This window comes from Mycobacterium sp. 360MFTsu5.1 (assembly GCF_000383495.1).
GTDB lineage: Bacteria > Actinomycetota > Actinomycetes > Mycobacteriales > Mycobacteriaceae > Mycobacterium > Mycobacterium mucogenicum_B.
The window spans coordinates 601,912-624,483 of record NZ_KB911464.1 but is presented as its reverse complement, the minus strand read 5'-3'; the positions used below and the strand labels follow the sequence as shown (position 1 = coordinate 624,483).

The 22,572-nt window shown below is 67.4% G+C and carries 24 protein-coding genes and 1 pseudogene; 10 read left to right on the top strand and 15 right to left on the bottom strand.

Annotated features, from left to right (window positions below; all coding sequences use genetic code 11):
* From H289_RS0109780 to tpiA, 3 genes and pseudogenes are all read left to right on the top strand, one after another.
* Positions 1–444: pseudogene (locus H289_RS0109780) on the top strand (type I glyceraldehyde-3-phosphate dehydrogenase); the annotation flags it as partial.
* Between the two features lie 23 nt (positions 445–467).
* Positions 468–1,694, top strand: a complete 1,227-nt coding sequence (locus H289_RS33635) for a phosphoglycerate kinase (protein WP_020100600.1) — start codon at positions 468–470, stop codon at positions 1,692–1,694.
* A gap of 3 nt (positions 1,695–1,697) precedes the next feature.
* Complete coding sequence (gene tpiA / locus H289_RS33630; RefSeq protein WP_020100599.1) at positions 1,698–2,483, top strand: triose-phosphate isomerase; 786 nt, start codon at positions 1,698–1,700, stop codon at positions 2,481–2,483.
* Between the two features lie 4 nt (positions 2,484–2,487).
* Here tpiA and H289_RS32925 read toward each other — a convergent pair whose 3' ends face one another.
* A complete protein-coding gene (locus H289_RS32925) occupies positions 2,488–2,799 on the bottom strand; it encodes a hypothetical protein (protein ID WP_138158388.1) in 312 nt (103 codons plus the stop codon).
* A 169-nt stretch (positions 2,800–2,968) separates the two neighbouring features.
* On the opposite strand from H289_RS32925, the gene secG reads away from it, so the two are divergent.
* The 4 genes from secG (at position 2,969) to ppc (ending at position 7,200) form a co-directional block, all read left to right on the top strand.
* Positions 2,969–3,205: a preprotein translocase subunit SecG gene (gene secG / locus H289_RS0109760; RefSeq protein WP_029105032.1), complete on the top strand. Its 237-nt coding sequence runs from the start codon at positions 2,969–2,971 to the stop codon at positions 3,203–3,205.
* Between the two features lie 180 nt (positions 3,206–3,385).
* A complete protein-coding gene (locus H289_RS0109755; RefSeq protein ID WP_020100596.1) occupies positions 3,386–3,979 on the top strand; it encodes an MspA family porin in 594 nt (197 codons plus the stop codon).
* Positions 3,976–4,338 (top strand): hypothetical protein, encoded by a 363-nt coding sequence (locus H289_RS31775; protein ID WP_155944084.1) that lies wholly within the window; start codon positions 3,976–3,978, stop codon positions 4,336–4,338. Before H289_RS0109755 ends, H289_RS31775 begins: the two co-directional genes overlap by 4 nt.
* A 54-nt stretch (positions 4,339–4,392) precedes the next feature.
* Positions 4,393–7,200, top strand: coding sequence for a phosphoenolpyruvate carboxylase (gene ppc / locus H289_RS0109745; protein WP_020100594.1), 2,808 nt, complete (start codon positions 4,393–4,395; stop codon positions 7,198–7,200).
* Between the two features lie 19 nt (positions 7,201–7,219).
* Here ppc and H289_RS32920 read toward each other — a convergent pair whose 3' ends face one another.
* From H289_RS32920 to tkt, 12 genes are all read right to left on the bottom strand, one after another.
* Entirely contained in the window at positions 7,220–7,387 is a 168-nt protein-coding gene (locus H289_RS32920; RefSeq protein ID WP_020100593.1) for a hypothetical protein, read from the bottom strand.
* A 66-nt stretch (positions 7,388–7,453) separates the two neighbouring features.
* Entirely contained in the window at positions 7,454–7,654 is a 201-nt protein-coding gene (locus H289_RS0109735) for a hypothetical protein (protein ID WP_036420328.1), read from the bottom strand.
* 125 nt (positions 7,655–7,779) lie between these two features.
* Positions 7,780–7,938: a DUF6131 family protein gene (locus H289_RS33365; protein WP_020100591.1), complete on the bottom strand. Its 159-nt coding sequence runs from the start codon at positions 7,936–7,938 to the stop codon at positions 7,780–7,782.
* 45 nt (positions 7,939–7,983) lie between these two features.
* Positions 7,984–8,157 carry a CsbD family protein gene (locus H289_RS32340; RefSeq protein WP_020100590.1) on the bottom strand — a complete coding sequence of 58 codons (174 nt, stop codon included), beginning with the start codon at positions 8,155–8,157 and terminating at the stop codon, positions 7,984–7,986.
* Positions 8,158–8,224: 67 nt separating this feature from the next.
* Positions 8,225–8,677: a hypothetical protein gene (locus H289_RS30220; RefSeq protein WP_020100589.1), complete on the bottom strand. Its 453-nt coding sequence runs from the start codon at positions 8,675–8,677 to the stop codon at positions 8,225–8,227.
* 305 nt (positions 8,678–8,982) lie between these two features.
* On the bottom strand, positions 8,983–10,377 hold the full coding sequence (locus tag H289_RS30215; RefSeq protein WP_020100588.1) for an HNH endonuclease signature motif containing protein: 1,395 nt from the start codon (positions 10,375–10,377) through the stop codon (positions 8,983–8,985).
* A 172-nt stretch (positions 10,378–10,549) separates the two neighbouring features.
* Positions 10,550–10,918 (bottom strand): hypothetical protein, encoded by a 369-nt coding sequence (locus tag H289_RS0109710; RefSeq protein ID WP_020100587.1) that lies wholly within the window; start codon positions 10,916–10,918, stop codon positions 10,550–10,552.
* 2 nt (positions 10,919–10,920) lie between these two features.
* Complete coding sequence (pgl, locus tag H289_RS0109705) at positions 10,921–11,655, bottom strand: 6-phosphogluconolactonase (protein WP_020100586.1); 735 nt, start codon at positions 11,653–11,655, stop codon at positions 10,921–10,923.
* Positions 11,648–12,559 carry a glucose-6-phosphate dehydrogenase assembly protein OpcA gene (opcA, locus tag H289_RS0109700; RefSeq protein WP_029105029.1) on the bottom strand — a complete coding sequence of 304 codons (912 nt, stop codon included), beginning with the start codon at positions 12,557–12,559 and terminating at the stop codon, positions 11,648–11,650. The genes pgl and opcA overlap by 8 nt, the downstream gene beginning before the upstream one ends.
* The gene (gene zwf, locus H289_RS0109695; RefSeq protein ID WP_020100584.1) at positions 12,556–14,115 is read right to left on the bottom strand and encodes a glucose-6-phosphate dehydrogenase; all 1,560 of its coding nucleotides are present in this window, start codon (positions 14,113–14,115) and stop codon (positions 12,556–12,558) included. The genes opcA and zwf overlap by 4 nt, the downstream gene beginning before the upstream one ends.
* Positions 14,112–15,221: a transaldolase gene (tal, locus tag H289_RS0109690; protein WP_020100583.1), complete on the bottom strand. Its 1,110-nt coding sequence runs from the start codon at positions 15,219–15,221 to the stop codon at positions 14,112–14,114. Before tal ends, zwf begins: the two co-directional genes overlap by 4 nt.
* A 26-nt stretch (positions 15,222–15,247) precedes the next feature.
* A complete protein-coding gene (gene tkt / locus H289_RS0109685) occupies positions 15,248–17,341 on the bottom strand; it encodes a transketolase (protein WP_020100582.1) in 2,094 nt (697 codons plus the stop codon).
* Positions 17,342–17,569: 228 nt separating this feature from the next.
* Here tkt and H289_RS0109680 point away from each other — a divergent pair, with 228 nt between their 5' ends.
* Both H289_RS0109680 and H289_RS0109675 read left to right on the top strand, forming a co-directional pair.
* Positions 17,570–18,586: a heme o synthase gene (locus H289_RS0109680; RefSeq protein WP_225433633.1), complete on the top strand. Its 1,017-nt coding sequence runs from the start codon at positions 17,570–17,572 to the stop codon at positions 18,584–18,586.
* Between the two features lie 33 nt (positions 18,587–18,619).
* On the top strand, positions 18,620–19,549 hold the full coding sequence (locus tag H289_RS0109675) for a DUF1254 domain-containing protein (RefSeq protein ID WP_029105028.1): 930 nt from the start codon (positions 18,620–18,622) through the stop codon (positions 19,547–19,549).
* Here the strand turns inward: H289_RS0109675 and H289_RS0109670 are convergent.
* Complete coding sequence (locus H289_RS0109670) at positions 19,546–20,520, bottom strand: quinone oxidoreductase family protein (RefSeq protein WP_020100579.1); 975 nt, start codon at positions 20,518–20,520, stop codon at positions 19,546–19,548. The genes H289_RS0109675 and H289_RS0109670 overlap by 4 nt on opposite strands.
* Before the next feature lie 18 nt (positions 20,521–20,538).
* Here H289_RS0109670 and H289_RS0109665 point away from each other — a divergent pair, with 18 nt between their 5' ends.
* A complete protein-coding gene (locus H289_RS0109665) occupies positions 20,539–21,474 on the top strand; it encodes an ATP-grasp domain-containing protein (RefSeq protein WP_029105027.1) in 936 nt (311 codons plus the stop codon).
* A 174-nt stretch (positions 21,475–21,648) separates the two neighbouring features.
* On the opposite strand, the gene H289_RS0109660 is transcribed toward H289_RS0109665, so the two are convergent.
* Complete coding sequence (locus tag H289_RS0109660) at positions 21,649–22,563, bottom strand: COX15/CtaA family protein (protein ID WP_020100577.1); 915 nt, start codon at positions 22,561–22,563, stop codon at positions 21,649–21,651.
* Positions 22,564–22,572: the final 9 nt, after the last annotated feature.

Below are 22,572 nucleotides of genomic sequence, written 5' to 3'. Positions count from 1 at the left end.
CTGCAGGACGGGCCGCACAAGGATCTGCGGCGGGCGCGGGCGGCGGCGATCAACATCGTGCCGACCTCGACCGGGGCGGCCAAGGCCATCGGGCTGGTGCTGCCCGAGCTCAAGGGCAAGTTGGACGGGTATGCGTTGCGGGTGCCGGTGCCGACCGGGTCGGTGACCGATCTGACCGCGGACCTGGGTAAGTCGGCGACGGCCGCGGAGATCAATGCGGCGATGCAGGCCGCGGCCGAGGGTCCGTTGAAGGGGATTTTGAAGTACTACGACGCGCCCATCGTGTCGTCCGATATCGTCACCGACCCGCACAGTTCACTGTTCGATGCGGGACTGACCAAGGTGATCGACAACCAAGCCAAGGTCGTGTCCTGGTATGACAACGAGTGGGGCTACTCCAACCGGATCGCCGATCTGGCCGCACTGGTCGGCAAGTCGCTGTAGACGCACGTAAGAGAAAGACAGGTATGAGCATCAAGACCCTCGATGAGCTGTTGACCGAAGGCGTAGAGGGGCGGGGCGTCCTGGTCCGCTCCGACCTGAACGTCCCGCTCGACGAGAACGGCAACATCACCGATCCGGGCCGGATCATCGCCTCGGTCCCGACGCTGGCCGCGCTGGCCGACGCCGGTGCCAAGGTCGTCATCACCGCGCACCTGGGCCGGCCCAAGGGCGGACCGGACCCCAAGTTCTCGCTCGCGCCGGTTGCCGCCGCGCTCGGAGAGAAGCTGGGCCGCCACGTCCAGCTGGCCGGTGATGTCGTCGGCACCGACGCGCTCGCCCGCGCCGAGGGTCTGACCGACGGCGACGTGCTGCTGCTGGAGAACATCCGCTTCGACCCGCGCGAGACCAGCAAGGACGACGCCGAGCGCGCGGCCCTGGCCCGTGAGCTGGCGGCGCTGGTCGAGGGTCCCGACGGCTCGCCGGGTGCATTCGTCTCCGACGGCTTCGGTGTGGTGCACCGCAAGCAGGCCTCGGTGTACGACGTCGCGAACATCCTGCCGCACTACGCCGGCACGCTGGTGGCCACCGAGGTCAAGGTGCTCGAGCAGCTGACCAGCTCGACCGAGCGACCGTATGCCGTCGTGCTCGGTGGCTCGAAGGTGTCCGACAAGCTCGCGGTCATCGAGAACCTCGCCACCAAGGCCGACAGCATCGTCATCGGCGGCGGCATGTGCTTCACCTTCCTTGCGGCCCAAGGGCTTTCGGTCGGTACCTCGCTGTTGCAGGAGGAGATGATCGACACCTGTAAGCGGCTGCTGGACACCTACGCCGACGTCATCCACCTCCCCGTCGACATCGTGGTGGCCGACAAGTTCGCCGCCGACGCCGTGCCGGAGACCGTCGCCTCCGACCGCATCCCGGACGGCAAGATGGGCCTGGACATCGGCCCCGAGTCGGTCAAGCGCTTCACCGCGCTGCTGTCCAACGCCAAGACCGTGTTCTGGAACGGCCCGATGGGTGTCTTCGAGTTCCCCGCCTTCGCCGACGGCACCCGGGGCGTCGCCGAGGCCATCATCACCGCAACGTCCAAGGGCGCGTTCAGCGTCGTGGGTGGCGGCGACTCGGCTGCCGCGGTGCGCCAGCTCGAACTCGCCGAGGACGGCTTCTCCCACATCTCGACCGGCGGCGGCGCGTCACTGGAGTACCTCGAGGGCAAGACCCTCCCGGGCATCGAAGTTCTGGGGTCGTAGACCATGGCGCGTAAGCCGCTCATCGCCGGCAACTGGAAGATGAACCTCAATCACTTCGAGGCCATCGCCCTGGTACAGAAGATCGCATTCGCCTTGCCGGACAAGTACTTCGCCAAGGTCGACGTCACCGTCCTGCCGCCGTTCACCGACCTGCGCAGCGTGCAGACCCTGGTCGACGGCGACAAGCTGCTGCTCACCTACGGCGCCCAGGACGTGTCCCAGCACGACTCCGGCGCCTACACCGGTGAGATCAGTGGCGCGTTCCTGGCCAAGCTGGGCTGCACGTTCGTCGTCGTCGGGCACTCCGAGCGCCGGACCTACCACCACGAGGACGACGCCCTGGTCGCCGCGAAGGCCAAGGCCGCGCTCAAGCACGGCCTGACCCCGATCGTGTGCATCGGCGAGGGGTTGGACGTCCGCGAGGCCGGTAACCACGTCGAGCACTGCACCAGCCAGCTCACGGGCTCGCTGGCGGGGCTGTCGGCGGACGAGATCAGCCAGGTGGTCATCGCCTATGAGCCCGTCTGGGCCATCGGCACCGGGCGCGTGGCCAGCGCCGGCGACGCGCAGGAGGTGTGCGCCGCCATCCGCTCGACCCTGGGCGAGCTGGCGTCGCCCGAGATCGCCGCGACCGTGCGCGTGCTCTACGGCGGCTCGGTCAACGCCAAGAACGTCGGCGAGTTGGTCGCCAAGCCCGACATCGACGGCGCGCTGGTCGGCGGCGCATCCCTCGACGGCGAGCAGTTCGCGACGCTGTCGGCGATCGCCGCGGGCGGTCCGCTGCCCTGACGGGCTAGTTCGCCGGCTCCAACACCATGGTGGGCAGGTTGCCCCTGTTGATGCCTCCCGGTAGCTGCCGGGTCGGCGTGGTGGTCAACGGGGCGTCTGCCGCCTTGGCCGGCGGCGCGTGGCAACCTGTCTCGGGGTCCATTCCGGGAATGCCCCCGGACTCGACACAGCACAAGTCCGGATTCCGGATGGTCTTCTTCATGCAGTTGTCGTATGCCTCGATATCCCAGGTGTCGTCGCTGGGCGCGGCGAGCGATATTGCCGGTGTCGTCAGCGCAAATGCGGCAGTCAGCAAAGCCGCGGAAGCACGTTTCACTACGGACATGTTGGCCTCCAAATGGGCCGAGTAGTGGATGTTGATGTGTCCATGGTGCGCCGTCACGGTCGCCGGTGGCGCGGAATCAGCAACGCAGTTGTGGCCATGGGGACGACGCGACGGCGGACCGCGGCCGGGCTACGGCACGTCACCCGGTAAGCTGTGGCTCATGATTTTGGCCCTGCAGATCACGTTGATCATCACCAGCGTGTTGGTTGTGTTGCTGGTGTTGCTCCACCGGGCCAAGGGTGGCGGTCTGTCGACCCTGTTCGGCGGCGGTGTGCAGTCCAGCCTGTCCGGGTCCACCGTGGTCGAGAAGAACCTCGACCGACTGACCTACTTCATCACCGGCATCTGGCTGGTGTCGATCATCGGCATCGCGCTGCAGATCAAGTACGGCGCCTAGCTTCAGACTTCCAGAACCGGCCACGCCTCTCAGGCGTGGCCGGTTCTGTTTGTTCAGCTACTGACAGCAACCGTCCAGCGGGTGCTGTGCCGGCGCTTATCCCGATGACAGGGCGCGCATAGCGCCGGCCCCTAATCTCGCCTCGTGGTGCATCTTCTTCGTATCGGCGCAGGCGCGGCGGTGCTGCTCTGCGTGGCCGGTGGTGTGGCGTCTGCCGATCCGCTGCCGGTCGCCGATGTCCGCCAGGCCGTCAACACCGAAGATGGCTGGCGCCTTGGGGTTTCGCTCACCCAGATGACCGTCAACTCGGTGCCCAACATGGCGGCGACGGCCTTCACGCGCGAAGGCTTCGTCACCGGCCGGGCCGAGGCCGCCATCGACGGGAGCGGCTCGTCGGCTGTCAACAACGGGACGTTGATCGTGGGCCTGCAGCTGGGCTGCCAGGTCGACCTCAGCGAGGGCGCCAGCGTCGGCGGCGACGCCGACATCGGAATCAACCCCGGATTCAGCGGAAACGTGCTGAATGCCATCGGTCCCTACGCCGATCTGGAGGGCAACGTCTCGGTGAACCTGCTGCCGGGCACGATCACCAACGTCGTGCTCGGCAAGAAATCGCTGAAGGGCCGCACCGGCGGCATCACCGTCCACGACGCCCACGTCAAGGTCGACGGCTGCGGCGGAGCAGTGGCCGTCCGGTTCTTCTCGACGGTGACGATCGACACCGACAAGAACGACGACAGCGTGAACGCCTACGGCGACATCCTGCAGCTATGAGCGCCGTACGAACGCCGGTGAGACGCCGGGCCGCGGTGGTCGGCGTCGTGGTCGTCTGGTTCATGGTTTCTCCGCCGGCCGCTCGTGCCGACTGCACCGGCGCGGGCGACTTCGGCGCCGGATCGGGTTGTGCCCCACCGGGTGGCGGCAGCTCGTCGGCGAAGGCCTGGCCGCCGACATCGGTGGACTGGCCGCCGAACCTGGATGCGGACAGTTCCGGCGAGGGCGGCGACGGCGGCGATTCGCACCCAATTGTGTTGCCCGACGGGCAGAAACCGTCGACCACGACGTCGCGAACGAGCGGCCCGGCCACACCCACGACGTCGTCGACGCCGATCGTCCCCGTTGGTTCCCCGTGACCGAGTCGGTCTCCGTGCTCTGCGCCAACGGCGGATGGCGTCGATACTGAAGTGATGGCCGAGGTTCCGAACGCTCCCGACACCACGCTGCTGCCGATCGGATCGGTTCAGCGCACCGAACTGGGCCGTGAGGCCACCGAACCCATGCGCGAAGACATCCGGCTGCTCGGCGCCATTCTCGGTGACACGGTGCGCGAGCAGAACGGTGACGCCGTCTTCGACCTCGTGGAACGGGCACGGGTCGGATCGTTCCGCGTGCGTCGTTCCGAGATCGACCGGGCGGAGCTCGCAGCGTTGTTCTCCGGCATCGACATTCATCAGGCCATCCCGGTGATCAGGGCATTCACGCATTTCGCGCTGCTGGCCAACGTCGCCGAGGACATTCACCGCGAACGGCGGCGCGCGGTGCACGTGGCAGCGGGGGAGCCGCCGCAGGACAGCAGCCTGGCCGCGACGTACCGCAAGCTGGACGAAGCCGGGGGATTGGACGGTGCCACGGTCGCCGACGCGCTGCGCGGTGCGCTGGTCTCGCCGGTGATCACCGCCCATCCCACCGAAACCCGGCGGCGCACCATTTTCGACACCCAGAACCGGATCACCGACCTGATGCGGCTGCGGTTGCACGGGCACAGCCTGACGCGCGACGACCGCGACATCGAGACCGAGCTGCGCCGGCACATTCTCACGCTGTGGCAGACGGCGCTGATCCGCTTGTCGCGGTTGAAGATTCAAGACGAGATCGCCACCGGGCTGCGTTACTACCCGGCTGCGTTCTTCGACGTCATCCCACGCGTCAACGCGGAGGTGCGTGGCGCGCTGCAGGCCCGCTGGCCGGGTGAGCCGCTGCTGGAGACGCCGATCCTGCGGCCCGGTTCATGGATCGGCGGTGACCGCGACGGCAATCCCAACGTCACCGCCGACGTGGTACGCCTGGCCACCGGCAGTGCGGCCTACACCGCATTCGACCGCTACTTCGCCGAACTCCTTGCGCTGGAACACGAATTGTCGATGTCGGCGCGGCTGGTCCGCGTCAGCGATGCGCTGCAGGAGTTGGCCGACCAGCATCCCGAACCGGCCCACGCCGACGAACCGTACCGCCAGGCGCTGCACGTGCTGCGCGGGCGCCTGACGGCCACCGCCGCCGAGATTCTCGACCGGCAGCCCGAGCACGAGCTGGACCTCGGCCTGCCGCCGTACGCCACGCCCGCCGAACTGCTCGCCGACCTGGACGTCATCGACGCCTCGTTGCGCGCCGGCGGCACCAGCGTGCTGGCCGACGACCGGCTGGCCCGGTTGCGAGAGTCGGTGCGCGTCTTCGGGTTCCATCTGTGTGGCCTGGACTTGCGCCAGAACTCCGAAGTGCACGAGCAGGTGGTGGCTGAGCTGTTGGCCTGGGCCGGTGTGCACCCCGACTACGCCTCGCTGCCGGAGGACGAGCGGGTCGCCGTCCTGGTCGAGGAGCTGTCCACGCGGCGGCCGCTGGTGGGGCGCGACGCCCAGCTGTCGGAACTGGCGCGCAAGGAACTGGACATCGTCGCGGCGGCTGCCCGGGCCGTCGAGGTGTTCGGGTCCGAGGCCGTCCCCAACTACATCATCTCGATGTGTCAGTCGGTATCCGATCTCCTCGAGGCGGGAGTGCTGCTCAAAGAGGCCGGCCTGCTCGATGCCGCGGGGCCCGAGCCGTACAGCCCGGTCGGCATCGTGCCCTTGTTCGAGACCATTGACGACCTGCAACGCGGGTCGGCCATTCTGGAAGCGGCCCTTGCCATTCCGCTGTACCGGTCGATCGTCACCGCGCGAGGCGACCACCAGGAGGTCATGCTCGGCTACTCCGACTCCAACAAGGACGGCGGGTACCTGGCGGCCAACTGGGCGCTGTACCGCGCCGAGCTCGATCTCGTGGAATCGGCGCGCAAGACCGGAATCCGGCTGCGGCTGTTCCATGGCCGCGGCGGCACCGTCGGCCGCGGTGGTGGCCCGAGCTACGACGCGATCCTCGCCCAGCCGCCCGGTGCGGTCCGGGGCTCGCTGCGGATCACCGAGCAGGGTGAGGTGATCGCCGCCAAGTACGCCGAACCGCATGCCGCACATCGGAATCTGGAGACCCTGCTGGCCGCGACCCTCGAATCGACCCTGCTCGACGTCGAAGGGCTCGGCGACGCCGCGCCACCCGCTTACGACGTGCTCGACGATCTCGCCGCCCGCGCGCAACGGGCCTACAGCGAATTGGTGCACGAGACACCGGGATTCGTCGAGTACTTCAAGGCGTCGACGCCCGTCAGCGAGATCGGTGCGCTCAACATCGGCAGCCGCCCGACGTCCCGCAAGCCGACCACGTCGATCGCCGATCTGCGGGCCATTCCGTGGGTGCTGGCCTGGAGCCAGTCGCGCGTCATGCTGCCCGGCTGGTACGGCACCGGGACCGCGTTCGAGGAGTTCATCGACAACACCGACGGTGGCCTCGAGGTGCTGCAGGACCTGTACGCGAAGTGGCCGTTCTTCCGGACCGTGCTGTCGAACATGGCGCAGGTGCTCGCCAAGTCGGATCTGGGCCTGGCGGCGCGGTATTCGGAGCTCGTGGACGACGAAGCGCTGCGCCACCGGGTGTTCGACAAGATCGCCGCCGAACACGAGCGCACCATCCGGATGCACGCCCTGATCACCGGACAGGACGACCTGCTCGCCGACAACCCGGCCCTGGCACGGTCGGTGTTCAACCGGTTCCCGTACCTGGAGCCGCTGAACCACCTCCAGGTCGAGCTGCTGCGCCGCTACCGCTCGGGCGACGAAGACGAACTCGTGCAGCGCGGCATTCTCCTGACCATGAGTGGGTTGGCCACCGCACTGCGCAACAGCGGGTAGCGGCGATTTTGGCCCGCCGTTAGACGAACGGCGTCGAGCCGTGGTGGGCGGCGCGCGCCGGCCGGCTTGCCCGGCCTTTGACAAGCAGGAGAACGCTCTTTTTCATCAACATCGCCCCGAGGGCGATGAGTAAGACGATGGCTGCGATCGCGACGACGACGATCAAAGCCTGGGTGCTGATGATCATGCTGGCTTCTTGGAGTGGTTGAGTAGGATACCTAGGTGCAGGTCGATCGGACTTGAGCCATGGTTGTCACGAACTGGGCTGGGGCACAACACAGTTCGTGACCTTCGGATTGACACCCAGGTAGTTCAGTGGTCCTGCGATCACGGTGACCGCGATGGTCCCCACGCTGGCGCAGTTCTGTTCGGCGTGGGTGAAGTAGCCGCGTTGGCCGGTGGCGAAGGCGCCGATGACCAGCCATACGACTACCAATAGCCCTGCGTATCGCATGATGTTTCTCCTCTGACATTCGGCCGGGTGGCTGCGGGGAGTTGCATCACCTGGCAGTGGTAAGTGGTTGCGCCGTGCCCACGCCGCGGTGAATCACCATCGGCGAGACGTGTTGCCGGCCAGTGCTAGTAGTAGTGGCGGCGGCCGAATGCGGGGCGTCCCATCCGTCCCATGGCCATCAGTACCAAGCCGATGACGAGAAGGACGACTCCGATGGGCACCAGGGGCAGGTTGGTGTTGAGCAGCATGCCAGCGATGATGAGGACGATTCCGGCGACGATCATGGCGTCTACCTCGTTTCGATGCCGATGTGGTTGGGGGATAGCTGGTTAGGGTTTGAAAGCGTTTTTGATGTTGGAGCCGGCCTGTTTGGCGTTGCCTTTGAACTGATCGACCCGGCCTTCGGTGCGCAACCGGGTGTTGCCGGTGCTCTGGCCGATGAACTTCTTCAAGGCGCCTTTGGCGGCCTCGGCCTTGTTGGCCATGGTCCTGGTGATGCTCATTGGCTGTCGCCTTCCTTCTTTTGGTTACGCCGCGACTGCGGCTGACGCTTGTGATCGCAGGCGGGTGTTACCGCGGCCTGTAGGCATGCGCGGTGCCCGCAGGTCGCAGACCGCGCGTCCAGCGCTGGAGCAAGGGAAACCTGCTGTGCCCCAAGGTCGTTCGCTGGCGCTTCACCGGTGATCCGGTGGTGGTGTCGGCTGGCTGATGCTCGAGCCGTTGATCGCGCTCCTGGTTGAGCAACGCCGTTTCACGTTGCGAATCCTTGAGTTGGTGTCGGGCATCTCGCCCGCGCCCAGCGGTACGCTGTGCGCCTGCCAGCAACACGGCAAGACCCAGCATCGCCACTGCGCCGACCGCGATCCCGGCCAGGAACACCGCGCCGGTCGACCCTGTGACGTGATAGCCCAGGAGCGAGAAGTTCTCGGTCAGCGGGTGGGCGGCTCCCGAGTTGGTGAGCACGCCGGCGAATCCTGCGATCATCGCCATGAGCAGTACGACTAGTCCAATGATGACGATCATGGTGGCACCTCTAATACTGCTAGAAGTCCAGTACACGCCCCATTTTCCCTGCTGTCAACAGTGTAGAGCTACAGCATCGACCTACATTGTCGCGAAGGGCTGACCGGCCTCTTCGGTGATGCGGTAGCGGGCGCGAGGGTGGAAGTGCAGACCGCGGCGGCGAGCGTCGGCAACAGCGACCAGTTCATCTCCGAGAACTGCGGCGCAACGAGCGGTTCGTGGCGCGCCGCACCCCATTTGCCGGCGGGCGCAGTTCGTCAGCCGACCGGGCGCTCGGCGATGGTGGGACGCTGTGAAACGCCCAATCAATTTGCGGGACTGTCACTTTCGCTGTCACCTTCGCCTTCGGCGGGGTAGAGCTGCGGGTGCCAGTATTGGTTGGTTCTTGGTTGGTCGACGTCGAGTAGTTGTGGTGGGGTCCAGTGGGCTCTGCCGTTTTTCATGGTGGTGGTCCAGCCGCCGGTGTCGGCGAGGCGGTTGTCGCAGCCGCACGCCAAGGCGAGATTGGTGATGTCGGTGGGTCCGTCGTCACGCCAGTCGGTATTCACGTGGTGAGCTTGGGAGCGCGAGGCGGGGGCGGTGCAGTTGGGGCGGGTGCAGCCGCGGTCGCGGCCGAACAGTGCCAGCCGCTGTCCCAGTGATGCGGTGCGGCGGCTGCGGCCCAGGTACAGGGGGACGTTGGTGTGCTTGTCGAACACGAGCAGATACGGTTGGGCGCTGCGGGCGGCCATCCGGATCAGGTCAGGGATGGGCAGTTTGGAGCCGGTGTGGGTGAGGGCCAGCCCGGTACCGTGTTCGAGTTCTTGCAGGGTGGTGGTGACCACGATGGTGACGGGTATGCCGTTGTGATGGCCGAGGTCGGTGCCGAGGGTGATCCGGCCCATTGCGGTGAGGGCGTCGTGGTTGCGTTGTTCGGCGCTGCGGGTGTCGTTGTCGATCTGGGCCTGAGTGGGTGTGCCCGACTGACATGGTGTGGGGTCGGCGGGGTTGCACATGCCGGGGGCGCCGAGTTTGGCCTGGACTGCTTCGAGGGTGGCGCGCGCTTCGGGGTCGAGCCAGCCCTGCACCTTGGACATTCCGTCGGGTTGCTGCTTGCCGATTCGGAAGCTGCGTTTGCGGGCGCGTTCGGCGTCATCGGGTAGTGGCCCGTCCTGGTCGAGCAGGTACAACTGCAGATCGGCGGCCGCTTTGAGTTCTTCGGGGGTTTGACCTGCGGCGGCGTTGGTGATCAGCGTTTCTTCGCATTGGCTGCGGGTGGTGGTGTCCACCCAGGCGGGCAGGTTCTTGACGAACGTGTTCATGATCGCGATGTGTTCGGCGCCGATCGCGCCCGCGGCTTGGGCTGCGGCGATGTGTTCGTACGCCGGTGCCAGCGTCTCGCCGGTGACAGCGGTGCGTGGGCCCAGATCGGCCATGTCGCGGACGCGTCGCCGGGCCTCATCTGCGGAGATGTGAAGGCGGATGGTCAGGGCGTCGGCCCAACTCTTCGCTCCGATCTCGCGCGGCGTGGTTTGCCCTTGAAGGCCCGCCAGAAGTGCGTGGTCGGCGACCGGCATGCGGCGCGCGAGCACTTCCCGGCGCGACAGCAGTTCGAGTTGATCAGTGACCGATAGGCCGCTGTAGTCGAACTCGTTGATCTCGGTGACCGCATTCTCCAGCGCCGCATGAGCGGCGAAGATGGTGGCGCGGTCCGTGGCCATATTCGAACACTAGTTCGAAGCACCGACAAGAACCTGCGGGAAATGTGGCGCTAGTTACCTACTGTGACCAGGGAAAACAAAGTGACCAGAGTTTTTTGGGCGGTGCGCGGATGGCAGTGGAAATCGTGGCCTAACGGCGCCTTGGGATGCCGTTGGGTAGGCAGCAGGTGCGCTACGGAGCCCAACCGCGAACTGACTTCAGCACGCCACGCACGGCACTCTCGGTGAGCGCGATGGGCGACAGCACTGTCTCGGCGACGCCGACGATTGCCTCGACACGCGTCACGATCGCCTCCATCCGATCGACGACCCCAAAAATGCGGGGCGCGAGTTCGTCGATCTGGGTGATGGTCTCGTTGAACCGCGACATCGTCGCGTCGAGGTTGTCGGTCAGCCCGCTGAGGGTGGCCAGCGTGCCTTCCATGTCGACGAGCAGTGCATCGACCTGGGAGACGGTGACATCGGCGTTCAGCGCCGCCTGCGTGAGCGTCCGGATCCGGCCGCCGACCGGACGGGTCCGCCCATCGCCTTTGTCGACCATGGCTACAGCTTCGCCGCCGCGGCCGCGTCGAGCAACCACACCGTCGCCTCGGTGCCGATGGCGCCGGCTGCTGGAATGTCTTCTGGCGCAGCGCCACCGACGGCGGCCGCGACCGCGTCGGCCTTCTCGGCACCGGCCACGACCAGCCACACCTCACGGGCGCGGCGGACTGCGGGCAGCGTCAGGGTGATCCGCCGCGGCGGTGGCTTGGGGGAGTCGGTGACAGCGACGACGTACCGTGCCGTCTCGCGCACCGCGTCGGTGTGCGGGAACAGCGAATTGATGTGGCCCTCGCCGCCCATGCCCAACAGGTGCACGTCGAATTCCGGTGTCGGCGAACCATTCCCGGCCACCTCGGCCAGCTCGCGCGCGTAGGCGGCGGCCGCGGCGTCGATGTCGTCGCCGAACTCGCCATCGCTGGCGGCCATCGCATGCACGTTCTCCGCCGGAATGGCAACAGAATTCAGCAACGCCTCGCGCGCCTGCTTGCTGTTCCGGTCCGCGTCGTCGGCCGACACGAAACGGTCGTCACCCCAGAACAGGTGCACCTTGGCCCAGTCGATCGGATGCCCGCCGACATGCTTGAGCAACTTGATGCCGGTTCCGCCGCCGGTCAGCACGATGTACGCCACGCCGCGGGCCTCGATGGCGCCGTTGATGGCCGTCACGAGGCGATCGCCGACCGCGGTCACCAGAGCGTCTGCGTCGGAATACTTTTCGATGATCTGTTCAGACATAAACGACCTTGTCCAGGCCCACCAGGGCGCGATGGTAGATCTCGTCGGCGTCGAGCCGGCGCATCTCTTCGGCGAGGCAGTCGCGAGCTTCCCGGCGTGCCAGCGGAATGTGGGCCTCCGGTCGGCCGGTGCGGGTGAGCGACGCGGTGACACCGGTCTGCGGGCGGCTCAGCGTGATGGTCTCGCTCGGCCGGGTCAGCACGACTTTGAGATCGCCGACTGCACGTGTCACAGGACCGTCGATGCAGGCCGCCAGCCAGCCGGCCAAGATGTCCAGGGCCGGTTCGTCTTTCAGCCCCGACACCAGTGCTTCGGTGATCGGTTCATACGGTGCCTGGTCCAGCGCGGCGGCGAGCAGCGCCCGCCAGTAGGTCACCCGGCTCCAGGCCAGATCGGTGTCCCCGGACGTGTAGCCGGCCAGTCGGCTCTTGATGCACGCCAGCGGGTCTTCGCCGTTGGTGGCGTCGGTGATCCGGCGGATGGCCAGCTTGCCCAACGGGTCGGCCGCCGGCACCGCCGGTGCCACATCGGGCCACCAGGTGACCACCGGGGTATCCGGAAGGAGGAATGGCGTCACCACGCTGCTGGCGTGGCCGGCCAGCGGCCCCGAAAGGCGAAGCACCACAACCTCATTGGCGCCGGCATCGCGGCCCACCCGGAGTTGGGCATCCAGGCGAGCCTCGGTGGCAAGGCGGTCACCTGGGATCACCACGATCACGCGGCACGGGTGTTCGCGGCTGGCGGTGTTGGCCGCGTCGATAGCCTCTTCCAGCATGGCTTCGGTGTCAGGTGCCACCACCAGGGTCAGCACCCGCCCGAGGGTGATGGCGCCGCCCTCTTCGCGCAGGGCGACGATCTTCTTGTTGATCGCACCGGTATCGGTGTCGGGCAGTTCGAGAATCACGGCCGCCTCCATTCGCGGCCGGTGCGCCGCAACATCTCGAACGCCGAATCCGGCCCCCATGTGCCTGCTTCGTAGGCCTCGGGCCGGCCGCCGGCGCGGTCCTGCGCCGCCCAATGTTCGAGCGCGGGATCCAATATCTTCCAGGACAATTCGACTTCGGCGTTGACCGGGAACAGCGACGGTTCGCCGAGCAGGACATCGAGGATCAGTCGTTCGTAGGCTTCGGGGGAGTCCTCGGCGAACGCCGAACCGTACGAGAAGTCCATGCTGACGTCGCGGACCTCCATGAGATGCCCGGGCACCTTCGAACCGAACCGCAGGGTGATGCCTTCGTCGGGCTGCACCCGGATCACCAATGCGTTCTGCCCGAGCTCGTCGGTCATCGTCGCATCGAACGGCAGGTGCGGGGCCCGCTTGAACACCAGCGCGATCTCGGTGACCCTGCGCCCCAACCGTTTTCCGGTGCGCAGGTAGAACGGCACCCCGGCCCACCGTCGGGTGTCCACCTCGACGGTGATCGCGGCGTATGTCTCGGTGGTGGACGTCTTCGAGAAGCCTTCCTCATCGAGCAGCCCGACCACCTTCTGCCCGCCCTGCCAGCCGGCGGCGTACTGACCGCGTGCCGTGGTCTCGTCCAGCGGCTCGGCCAGGTGCGTCGCCGACAGCACCTTGATCTTCTCGGCCTGCAGTTCATGCGGCGAGAAGTTGACCGGCTCCTCCAGCGCCGTCAGCGCGAGCAGCTGCAGGAGGTGGTTCTGAATGACGTCGCGGGCAGCGCCCACCCCGTCGTAGTAACCGCCGCGGCCACCGAGCCCGATGTCTTCGGCCATGGTGATCTGCACACTGTCGACGTAATGGGCGTTCCACACCGGCTCGAACAACTCGTTGGCGAACCGCAGGGCCAGGATGTTCTGGACGGTCTCCTTGCCCAGGTAGTGGTCGATGCGGAACACCGACGACTCCGGGAACACACTGTTGACGACCCCGTTGAGCGCTTCGGCGCTGGCCAGGTCGTGACCGAACGGTTTCTCGATGACCACCCGGCTCCAGGACCCGTCCGACTTGTTGGCCAGGCCGGACGTCGACAGCTGCTCGCACACCTGCGGGAACGCGTTCGGCGGAATCGACAGGTAGAACGCGTGATTGCCGCCGGTGCCGCGTTCCTCGTCGAGCTTGCGCAACGTGTCACGCAGCCGTTGGAACGCCGCGTCGTCGTCGAACGTGCCCTGCACGAACCGGAATCCCTCGGCCAGTCGGTCCCAGACCTCCTGCCGGAACGGTGTCCGAGCATGTTGTTTGACGGCGTCGTAGACGACCTTGCCGAAATCCTCGTCGGCCCAGTCTCGCCGGGCGAACCCGACCAAGGCGAACGACGGCGGCAGCAGCCCACGGTTCGCGAGGTCGTAGATCGCCGGCATGAGCTTCTTCCGGGCGAGATCGCCTGTGACACCGAAGATCACGACCGCGCACGGGCCGGCGATGCGGGGCATGCGCTTGTCACGCTTGTCCCGCAGCGGGTTCACCCAGTCCGTCGGCCGCCCGCTGCTGTCGCTCATTTCAGCGCGTCGAGCTGACCCTGAGTGGCCTCGAGCAGCTCGGCCCAGGACTTCTCGAACTTCTCCACGCCCTCGACCTCGAGGAGGTTGAACACGTCGTCCAGGTCGATGCCGACGGCCGAGAGCTCGTCGAACACGGCCTGCGCCGCGGCCGCCGTGCCGGAGATGGTGTCTCCGGTGATCTGACCGTGGTCGGCGACCGCCTCCAGCGTCTTCTCCGGCATGGTGTTGACCGTGTTGGCGGCCACCAGCTCGGTGACGTACAGCGTGTCCGGGTAGTCCGGGTTCTTCACGCCGGTCGACGCCCACAGCGGACGCTGCACGCGAGCGCCCTCGGCCTTGAGGTTCGCGAACTGCGGTCCGCCGAAGACCTGCTCGTAGGCCGCGTAGGCCAGCCGGGCGTTGGCGACGCCGGCCTTGCCGCGCAGACCCAGCGCCGAGCCGCCGATCTTCTCCAGCCGCGCGTCGATCTCGGTGTCCACGCGGGACACGAAGAACGAAGCGACGGAATGGATCTTGGACAGGTCGTGGCCGGCTTCGCGGGCCTTCTCGAGCCCGGTCAGGTAGGCGTCCATCACGGCGCGGTGCCGCTCGACCGAGAAGATGAGGGTGACGTTGACCGAGATGCCCTCGGCAATGACCGCGGTGATCGCCGGCAGGCCCGCCAGCGTCGCCGGAATCTTGATCAGCAGGTTGGGCCGGTCGACGATCTTCCACAGCTCGATCGCCTGCAGGATCGTCTTGTCGGTGTCGTGCGCCAGCCGCGGGTCCACCTCGATGGACACCCGGCCGTCGACCCCGCCGGAGGCCTCGTACACCTTGGCCAGCACGTCGCACGCGTTGCGGACGTCATCGGTGGTGACGGTGCGGATGGTGGCGTCCACATCGGCGCCACGCGCTGCCAGCTCGTGCACCTGCTCGTCGTAGGCCGTGCCCTTCGACAGCGCGGCCTGGAAGATCGACGGGTTGGTGGTGACGCCCACGACGCTGCGGGTGTTGATCAACTCGGTGAGGTTCCCCGACTGCAGCCGCTCACGCGACAGGTCGTCGAGCCACACGGAGACACCGGCGGCGCTCAGCGCCGCGAGGTTCGGGTTCTGAGTCATGAGGGTGCTCTTTTCTGAATTGGTTGTCAGTTGTCCAACGAGCGTTCTGCGGCGGCGACGACGGCCTCAGCGGTGAAGCCGAACTCCCGGAACAGGGTCTTGTCGTCGGCCGATGCGCCGTAGTGCTCGATCGAGACGATCTCGCCGGTGTCACCGACCAGCTTGTGCCAAGGCTGCGCGATGCCGGCCTCGACCGCAACACGTGCCGAGACGTCCGGCGGCAGCACCGCGTCGCGGTACTCCTTGGGCTGCGCCTCGAACCATTCCAGACACGGCATCGATACCACATAGGCGACGATGTCCTTGTCCGCCAACAGCTTCTGTGCCTCGACGGCCAGCTGTACCTCGGAGCCGGTCGCGATGATGATGACGTCGGCGTCGTCGGCCGGGTTGCCGCCGCCGAGCACGTAGCCGCCCTTGGCAGCGCCTTCCGAAGAAGTGCCCTCGAGGACGGGTACCCCTTGACGGGTCAGGATGAAACCGGTCGGGTTGTTGCCGTGGGTGCGCTGCAGGATGGTGCGCCAGGTGTACGCGGTCTCGTTCGGGTCGGCGGGACGAACCACCGACAGGTTCGGGATCGCGCGCAGCGCGGCCAGGTGCTCGATCGGCTGGTGCGTCGGACCGTCCTCACCCAGACCGATGGAGTCGTGGGTCCAGATGTAGATCGGGTCGATGTTCATCAGCGCGGCCAACCGCACCGCCGGACGCATGTAGTCGGCGAACTGCAGGAACGTGCCCGCGAACGGACGCGTCGGGCCGTGCAGCACGATGCCGTTGAGGATCGAGCCCATCGCGTGCTCGCGGATGCCGAAGTGCAGCACGCGGCCGTACCAGTCGGCGGTGTAGTCCTCGGTCGAGATCGACGGCGGGCCGAACGACTTCACCCCGTTGATGGTGGTGTTGTTGCTGCCCGCGAGATCGGCTGAGCCACCCCACAATTCGGGCAGCTTGCCGGCCACGTCGTTGAGCACCTTGCCGAACGCGGCACGCGTCGCGACGGCCTTGCTGCCCGGCTCCCAGTACGTCAGGTCGGCGTCCCAGCCCTCGGGCAGTTCGCCGGCCTCCAGGCGGTCCAGCAGCTTCTTGCGCTCGGGCTCCTTGGCGGCCCAGGCGTCGAACGCGACCTGCCACTCGTCGTGCGCCTTCTTGCCGCGGGCGACCAGCTCACGGGTGTGGTCGATGACCTCGGGCTTCACCTCGAAGCTCTTGTCCGGATCGAAGCCCAGCACCTTCTTAGTGGCGGCGACCTCGTCGGCGCCCAGCGCCGAACCGTGCACCCCGCCGGTGTTCATCTTGGTGGGGGCCGGGTAGCCGATGATGGTGCGCACCGAGATGAACGACGGCCGGTCGGTCACGGCGCGTGCGGCGGCCAGCGCCTCCTCGATCGCGACGACGTTCTCGCCGCCCTCGACCTCCTGGACGTGCCAGCCGTAGGCGCGGTAGCGGGCGCAGGTGTCCTCGGACAGCGCGATGTTGGTGTCGTGCTCGATGGAGATCTTGTTGTTGTCCCACAGCACGATCAGATTGCCGAGCTGCTGGGTGCCGGCGAGCGACGACGCCTCGCTCGTCACGCCCTCTTCGATGTCGCCGTCCGAGGCGATCACGTAGATGAAGTGGTCGAACGGGCTCTCACCGGGAGCGGCATCGGGGTCGAACAGGCCGCGCTCGTAGCGGGCCGCCATCGCCATACCGACCGACGAGGCCAGGCCCTGGCCCAGGGGACCGGTGGTGATCTCCACGCCCTTGGTGTGGCCGTACTCGGGGTGGCCGGGGGTCAGCGAGCCCCAGGTGCGCAGCGCCTCGATGTCGGCCAGCTCGAGGCCGAAGCCGCCCAGGTACAGCTGCAGGTACAGCGTCAGGCTGGAATGCCCACACGACAGGACGAAGCGGTCACGGCCGATCCAGTGGGTGTCGGACGGGTCGTGGCGCATCTGGCGCTGGAACAGGGTGTAGGCCAACGGGGCCAGGCTCATGGCGGTTCCGGGGTGGCCGTTTCCGACCTTCTGAACCGCATCCGCGGCCAGCACGCGCACGGTGTCGACGGCGGCCGAGTCCAGCTCGGTCCAGTCGTCCGGGTGGTGCGGGCGGGTGAGTTCGGAAATCTCTTCGACTGTGGTCACGGGCGCACTCCTACTGAGGGACGTCTCGGGCTCGGCAAATCGCAAGCGAGCTGCATGACTACCCTAATGCGCGCCGCTGGTGTGGTGCAGACCGCTTCACCTTTGGCCTGTCCGTGATTGGGTTTCCGTTCACCTGAATGCACCCTGCGGTGTGGAGCACTCAGGTGCGCGGTCTACCATCGTCTGTAGTAGAGGCTGCGCGGCCGTGACTTCCGAGGAGATATCTGCGTGAGCATTCGCGAGCGCCGTTCCGTCCACGGGGCACACGGTTTCGGTCCCGGAGCTGCGGCGTCTGACGAGCACGACGCTGCTTCGGGGACCAAGTCGCCGCACCGCGTTCGGGACACGTTGCTGGCCTACGTCGCCCTCACCAAGCCGCGTGTCATCGAGTTGCTGCTGGTGACGACCATCCCGGCCATGCTGCTGGCGCACCGCTTCGACGTGGTGGCCAGCCAAGGTCCCATCAAGCCGCTGTTGATCCTCAACACCCTGGTCGGCGGGCTACTCGCGGCGGCCGGCGCCAACACGCTGAACTGTGTCGCCGACGCCGACATCGACAAGGTGATGAAGCGCACCGCCCGCCGGCCGTTGGCCCGCGCGACGGTGCCCACCCGGAACGCGCTGATCTTCGGCCTGGTGCTCACCGTCACGTCGTTCCTGTGGCTGTGGCGCAGTTCGAATCTGCTGTCGGGCCTCCTGGCGCTGGCGACCATCGCCTTCTACGTCTTCGTCTACACGCTGCTGCTGAAGCGCCGCACGTCGCAGAACGTTGTGTGGGGCGGCGCCGCCGGCTGCATGCCCGTGATGATCGGCTGGTCGGCGGTGACCGGAACCATCCAGTGGCCCGCGCTGGTGATGTTCCTGATCATCTTCTTCTGGACACCGCCGCACACCTGGGCGCTGGCCATGCGCTACAAGGAGGACTACGAGGCGGCCGGCGTGCCGATGCTGCCCGTCGTCGCCACCGAGCGCCAGGTCACCAAGCAGATCCTGATCTACACCTGGGCGACGGTGCTGACGACGCTCGCGCTGGCGTTCGCCACCGGCTGGCTGTACGCGGCGGTGGCGCTGGTCGCCGGCGTCTGGTTCCTGGTGATGGCACACCAGCTGTACTCGGGCGTGAAGCGCGGCGAGCCGGTGAAGCCGCTGCGGCTGTTCCTGCAGTCGAACAACTACCTCGCCGTCGTGTTCTGCGCGCTGGCGGTCGACTCGGCGCTCGCGCTGCCGATGGTCTTCGGCCACTGACGGACCCGCTAGTTTTGGGGCATGCCCCAACTGGTGAGCCCCGACAACTTCGCCCGCGCCGAATCGGATCTGTACTTCTCCGGCATCGTCAACGACGGCGGCGTCGGTGGCTTTCTGCATCACCGTGAACTGAGTTCGATCGATCACCAGGTGGTCATCCGGCAGAACCGCGACACCCTCTACTCGGCCGCGGTGTTCGACCTCGACGCCGGACCGGTCACCGTCACCCTGCCCGATAGCGCGGGCCGGTTCATGTCGCTCCAGGTCATCAACGAGGACCACTACACGACCGAGGTCGCTTATGCCCCGGCGACGGTGCACCTGACGTGCGCGGCCGTCGGTACCCGTTACGTGGCGGTGGCCGTCCGCACGTTGGTCGATCCCAACGATGCGGCTGATCTGGCCGCCGTACACGCGCTGCAGGACGCCATCACCGTCGCGCAGGAGGCGCCGGGGAGCTTTGCGGTACCCGACTGGGACCCGGTCAGCCAGAAGACCGTCCGCGACGCGCTCGTCACGCTGGCCACCACACTGCCGGACACCAAGGGCATGTTCGGCACCGCGGCCGACACCGACCCGGTGCGGCATCTGATCGGCTCGGCCAACGCCTGGGGCGGCAATCCCGAGCGCGACGCGTTCTACCTGACCGTGGTGCCCGCGCAGAACGACGGCACCACGGTGCACCGGTTGACCGTCAAAGACGTTCCGGTGGACGGCTTCTGGTCGGTGACGGTCTACAACAAGGACGGCTACTTCACCGCCAACGAGCAGAATGCCTACTCGGTGAACAACATCACTGCCGTCAAGGCCGCCGACGGTTCGACGACCATCCAGTTCGGTGGCGCGGTTGCTGAAAATCTGCTGCCGATCACCCCGGGCTGGAACTACACCGTGCGGCTGTACCGTCCGCGGCCCGAGATTCTCGACGGCGCCTGGACGTTCCCGGCGGCCGCGCCGGTTTAGGGCACCAGCACCACGGAGCCGACCGTCAGGCGGGCCTGCAGGTCGGCGTGGGCCCGGGCGGCGTCGGCCAGGGGATACCGCTGGCTGATCGTCACGTTGAGGGTGCCATCGGAGATGGCCTGCAGCAGTTCGCCTGCCCGCCAGGAGAACTCGTCGGTGTTGCGGGTGTAATGCGCGAGCGTCGGCCGGGTCAGGAACAGGGATCCGCCACTGTTCAGGCGCTGTGGATCGATCGGCGGCACCGGGCCGCTGGAGGCGCCGAACAGGGCCAAGGTGCCCCGTACCGCGAGGCTGGCCAGGCTCGCCTCGAACGTGGAGGCGCCGACTCCGTCGTACACCGCGGCGACGCCGTTGCCGTCGGTGAGTTCACGGATTTTGGCGCCGAACTCGGCGGGATCGTCGGGATAGTCCAACACCTCGATGGCGCCGGCCTGCCGCGAGAGCGCAGCCTTGTCGCTGTTGGAGACCGTGGTGATGACGCGCACCGCCATGCTGGTGGCCCACTGGGTCAGGATCAGCCCGACGCCGCCGGCGCCGGCGTGCAGCAGCACCGTGTCGCCCTGCTGCACCGGGTAGGTCGACTTGATCAGGTAGTGCGCCGTCATGCCTTTGAGCAGTGCCGCGGCGGCCACCTCGGGGTCCACGCCCTCCGGGACGTAGGCCACGTAATCGGCTGGGGCGACGCAGTATTCGGAGTAGGTGGCGTCGGCCGCGGCGGTGACCACCCGGTCGCCGACGGCGAGCGCCGCCACGTCGTCGCCGACCGCGGTGATGGTGCCGCAGACCTCGGTGCCGGGGATGTATGGCACTTCGCGCTGATACAGGCCGGAGCGGAAGTACGTGTCGATGAAGTTGACGCCGATGGCCTCGGCCTTGATCAGGACCTCGCCCGGACCCGGCGTGGGCTCGGGGCGTTCGACGAAGGACAGGACTTCCGGACCGCCGAGTTCGGCGACTTCGATGGCATGCATGCCACCTATCATTCCAACGTGAAACTCGCGCGGCCCGATATCCGTCATCCCCGTATCGTTTTCGCAGGTTGCCAGGCCCTCGTCGAAGGCGACGGCGACGACGACGGGTTGGTCAAGGCGTTACGGGACCGCGGTTTGCACGCGCATTGGCTGGCGTGGGACGACCCAGCCACGCTGCAGGCCGATCTCGTGATCCTGCGGGCCACGTGGGACTACACCGAGCGGCACGATGAGTTCGTGGCCTGGACCAGGAAGGTGCCCAATCTGCTGAACGCACCCGAGGTGGTCGCGTGGAACAGCGACAAGCGCTACCTGGCGGATTTGGCGGCGGCCGGCGTGCCGACGGTGCCCAGCGGCTTCTTCGCGCCGGGGGAGCCGGTGACGGTGCCCAGTGGTCAGGTCGTGGTCAAACCCGCGGTGGGGGCGGGTTCGGTTGGCGCGCAACGATTCACCGATGCCGCCGCGGCCGCGGCGCACGCTGCCGCACTCCAGGCCGACGGCCGCACGGCGCTGATCCAGCCGTATGACGAACGCATCGAGGCGGGGGAGACCGCGCTGGTGTTCCTGGCCGGCAAGCAATCGCACGCGTTCCTCAAGGGGCCGATGCTGCCGCCGCCCGGTGGCAGCGTGGAGATGCACGAATCCGGCACGTACGCCGAGGAACAGCTGCAACCGGCCGACCCGGATTTCGAATTGTGGGACGTCGGCTACGCGACGCTGGCCGCCGCGGCCGCGCATCTCGGTATCGAGCCGGAGGAGTTCTTGTACGCCCGGGTGGACGTCATCGGCGATCACCGGGACCCGCGGTTGCTCGAGCTGGAACTGGTCGAACCGGGCCTGGGCTGGCGGCAGCTTGCCGAGCCCGAACGTGCCGCGGCCCAACGACAATTCGCCGTCGGCGTCGAGTCAGCTCTCGAGCGGCTCGGCCTCGGCCCGCTGTCGGGCCGGGGATAACCAGGCTGCCTGGGGCATGGTTAGCGGGCGAAGTGCTGAGCCGAGATCCCTGACATCAATCTGCGGCGACGTGTCGCTACTTTGGCCCAAGTCAGGGATCAAGTTCGGCGTCGCGGCGTCCCTGGTTGCAAGCTGTGACGGGATGTCGCAGACCCGACTGAAGCCAGGGACTCGCTACGCGGACGTCCGCACTCGCATCGACGCCCATAGCGCTGCGGTGGCCGCGGTGCAGGCGCCTGCGCCCGCCACGTGGATGGCGACCAGAACCGCGGGCACGCCGGTGTAGAACTGGACCGCGCCGACGGCGCCCTGCGCGAGCACCAGCCCGGCCAGCACCGCCAGCCGCAGCAGCACCGGCTTGGGGGCGTGCACCGCGAGCAGCGCGAAGCCGAGCCCGATCACGAAGCTGAGGTAGGCCACCAGCAGCGACGAGTGCAGGTGCGCCAGATCGGTGATCTCGACCTGCAGGCGCTTGACGGGCTGCAGGGCGCTCTTGTCGCCGGCGTGCGGTCCGGCGCCGGTCACCAAGGTCCCGGTGACCAGCACCGCGGACAGGGTCACGGCGGTCAGTGCGGTGAACCAGCGCAGTGGCTGCGGCACGACGAGTTCCTCGGTGCCCGAGTCGGGTTCGCCGATCTTGACGTAGAGCAGGACCGCCAGCCAGACCATCACCATCGACACCAGCAGGTGGACGGCGACGGTCCACCACAGCAGTCCGGTGCGGACGGTGATGCCGCCGATGACCGCCTGCACGACGGTCGACGCCGGCATCAGCCAGGCGTAGACCTGGACCTCGCGGCGGCGGCCGGCGCGGATGACGGCGAGCACCGCCAGGGCGGCCGTCAGCACGACGCCGAACGTGAACATGCGGTTGGTGAATTCGACGGCCTGATGCACGACGGGCACTTCGGCGTGTGGCACCGGCACGAAGCTGCCGGGGAAGCACTGCGGCCACGTCGGGCAGCCCAGTCCAGATGCGGTGACGCGGACGATGGCCCCGGTGACGGCGATGCCGCCCTGGGTCAGGATGACCAGGAACGCGATGAGCCGCTGGACCCGAAGCGAGGGGATGGGCAGCTTGTCGAGCACGGTCTGATC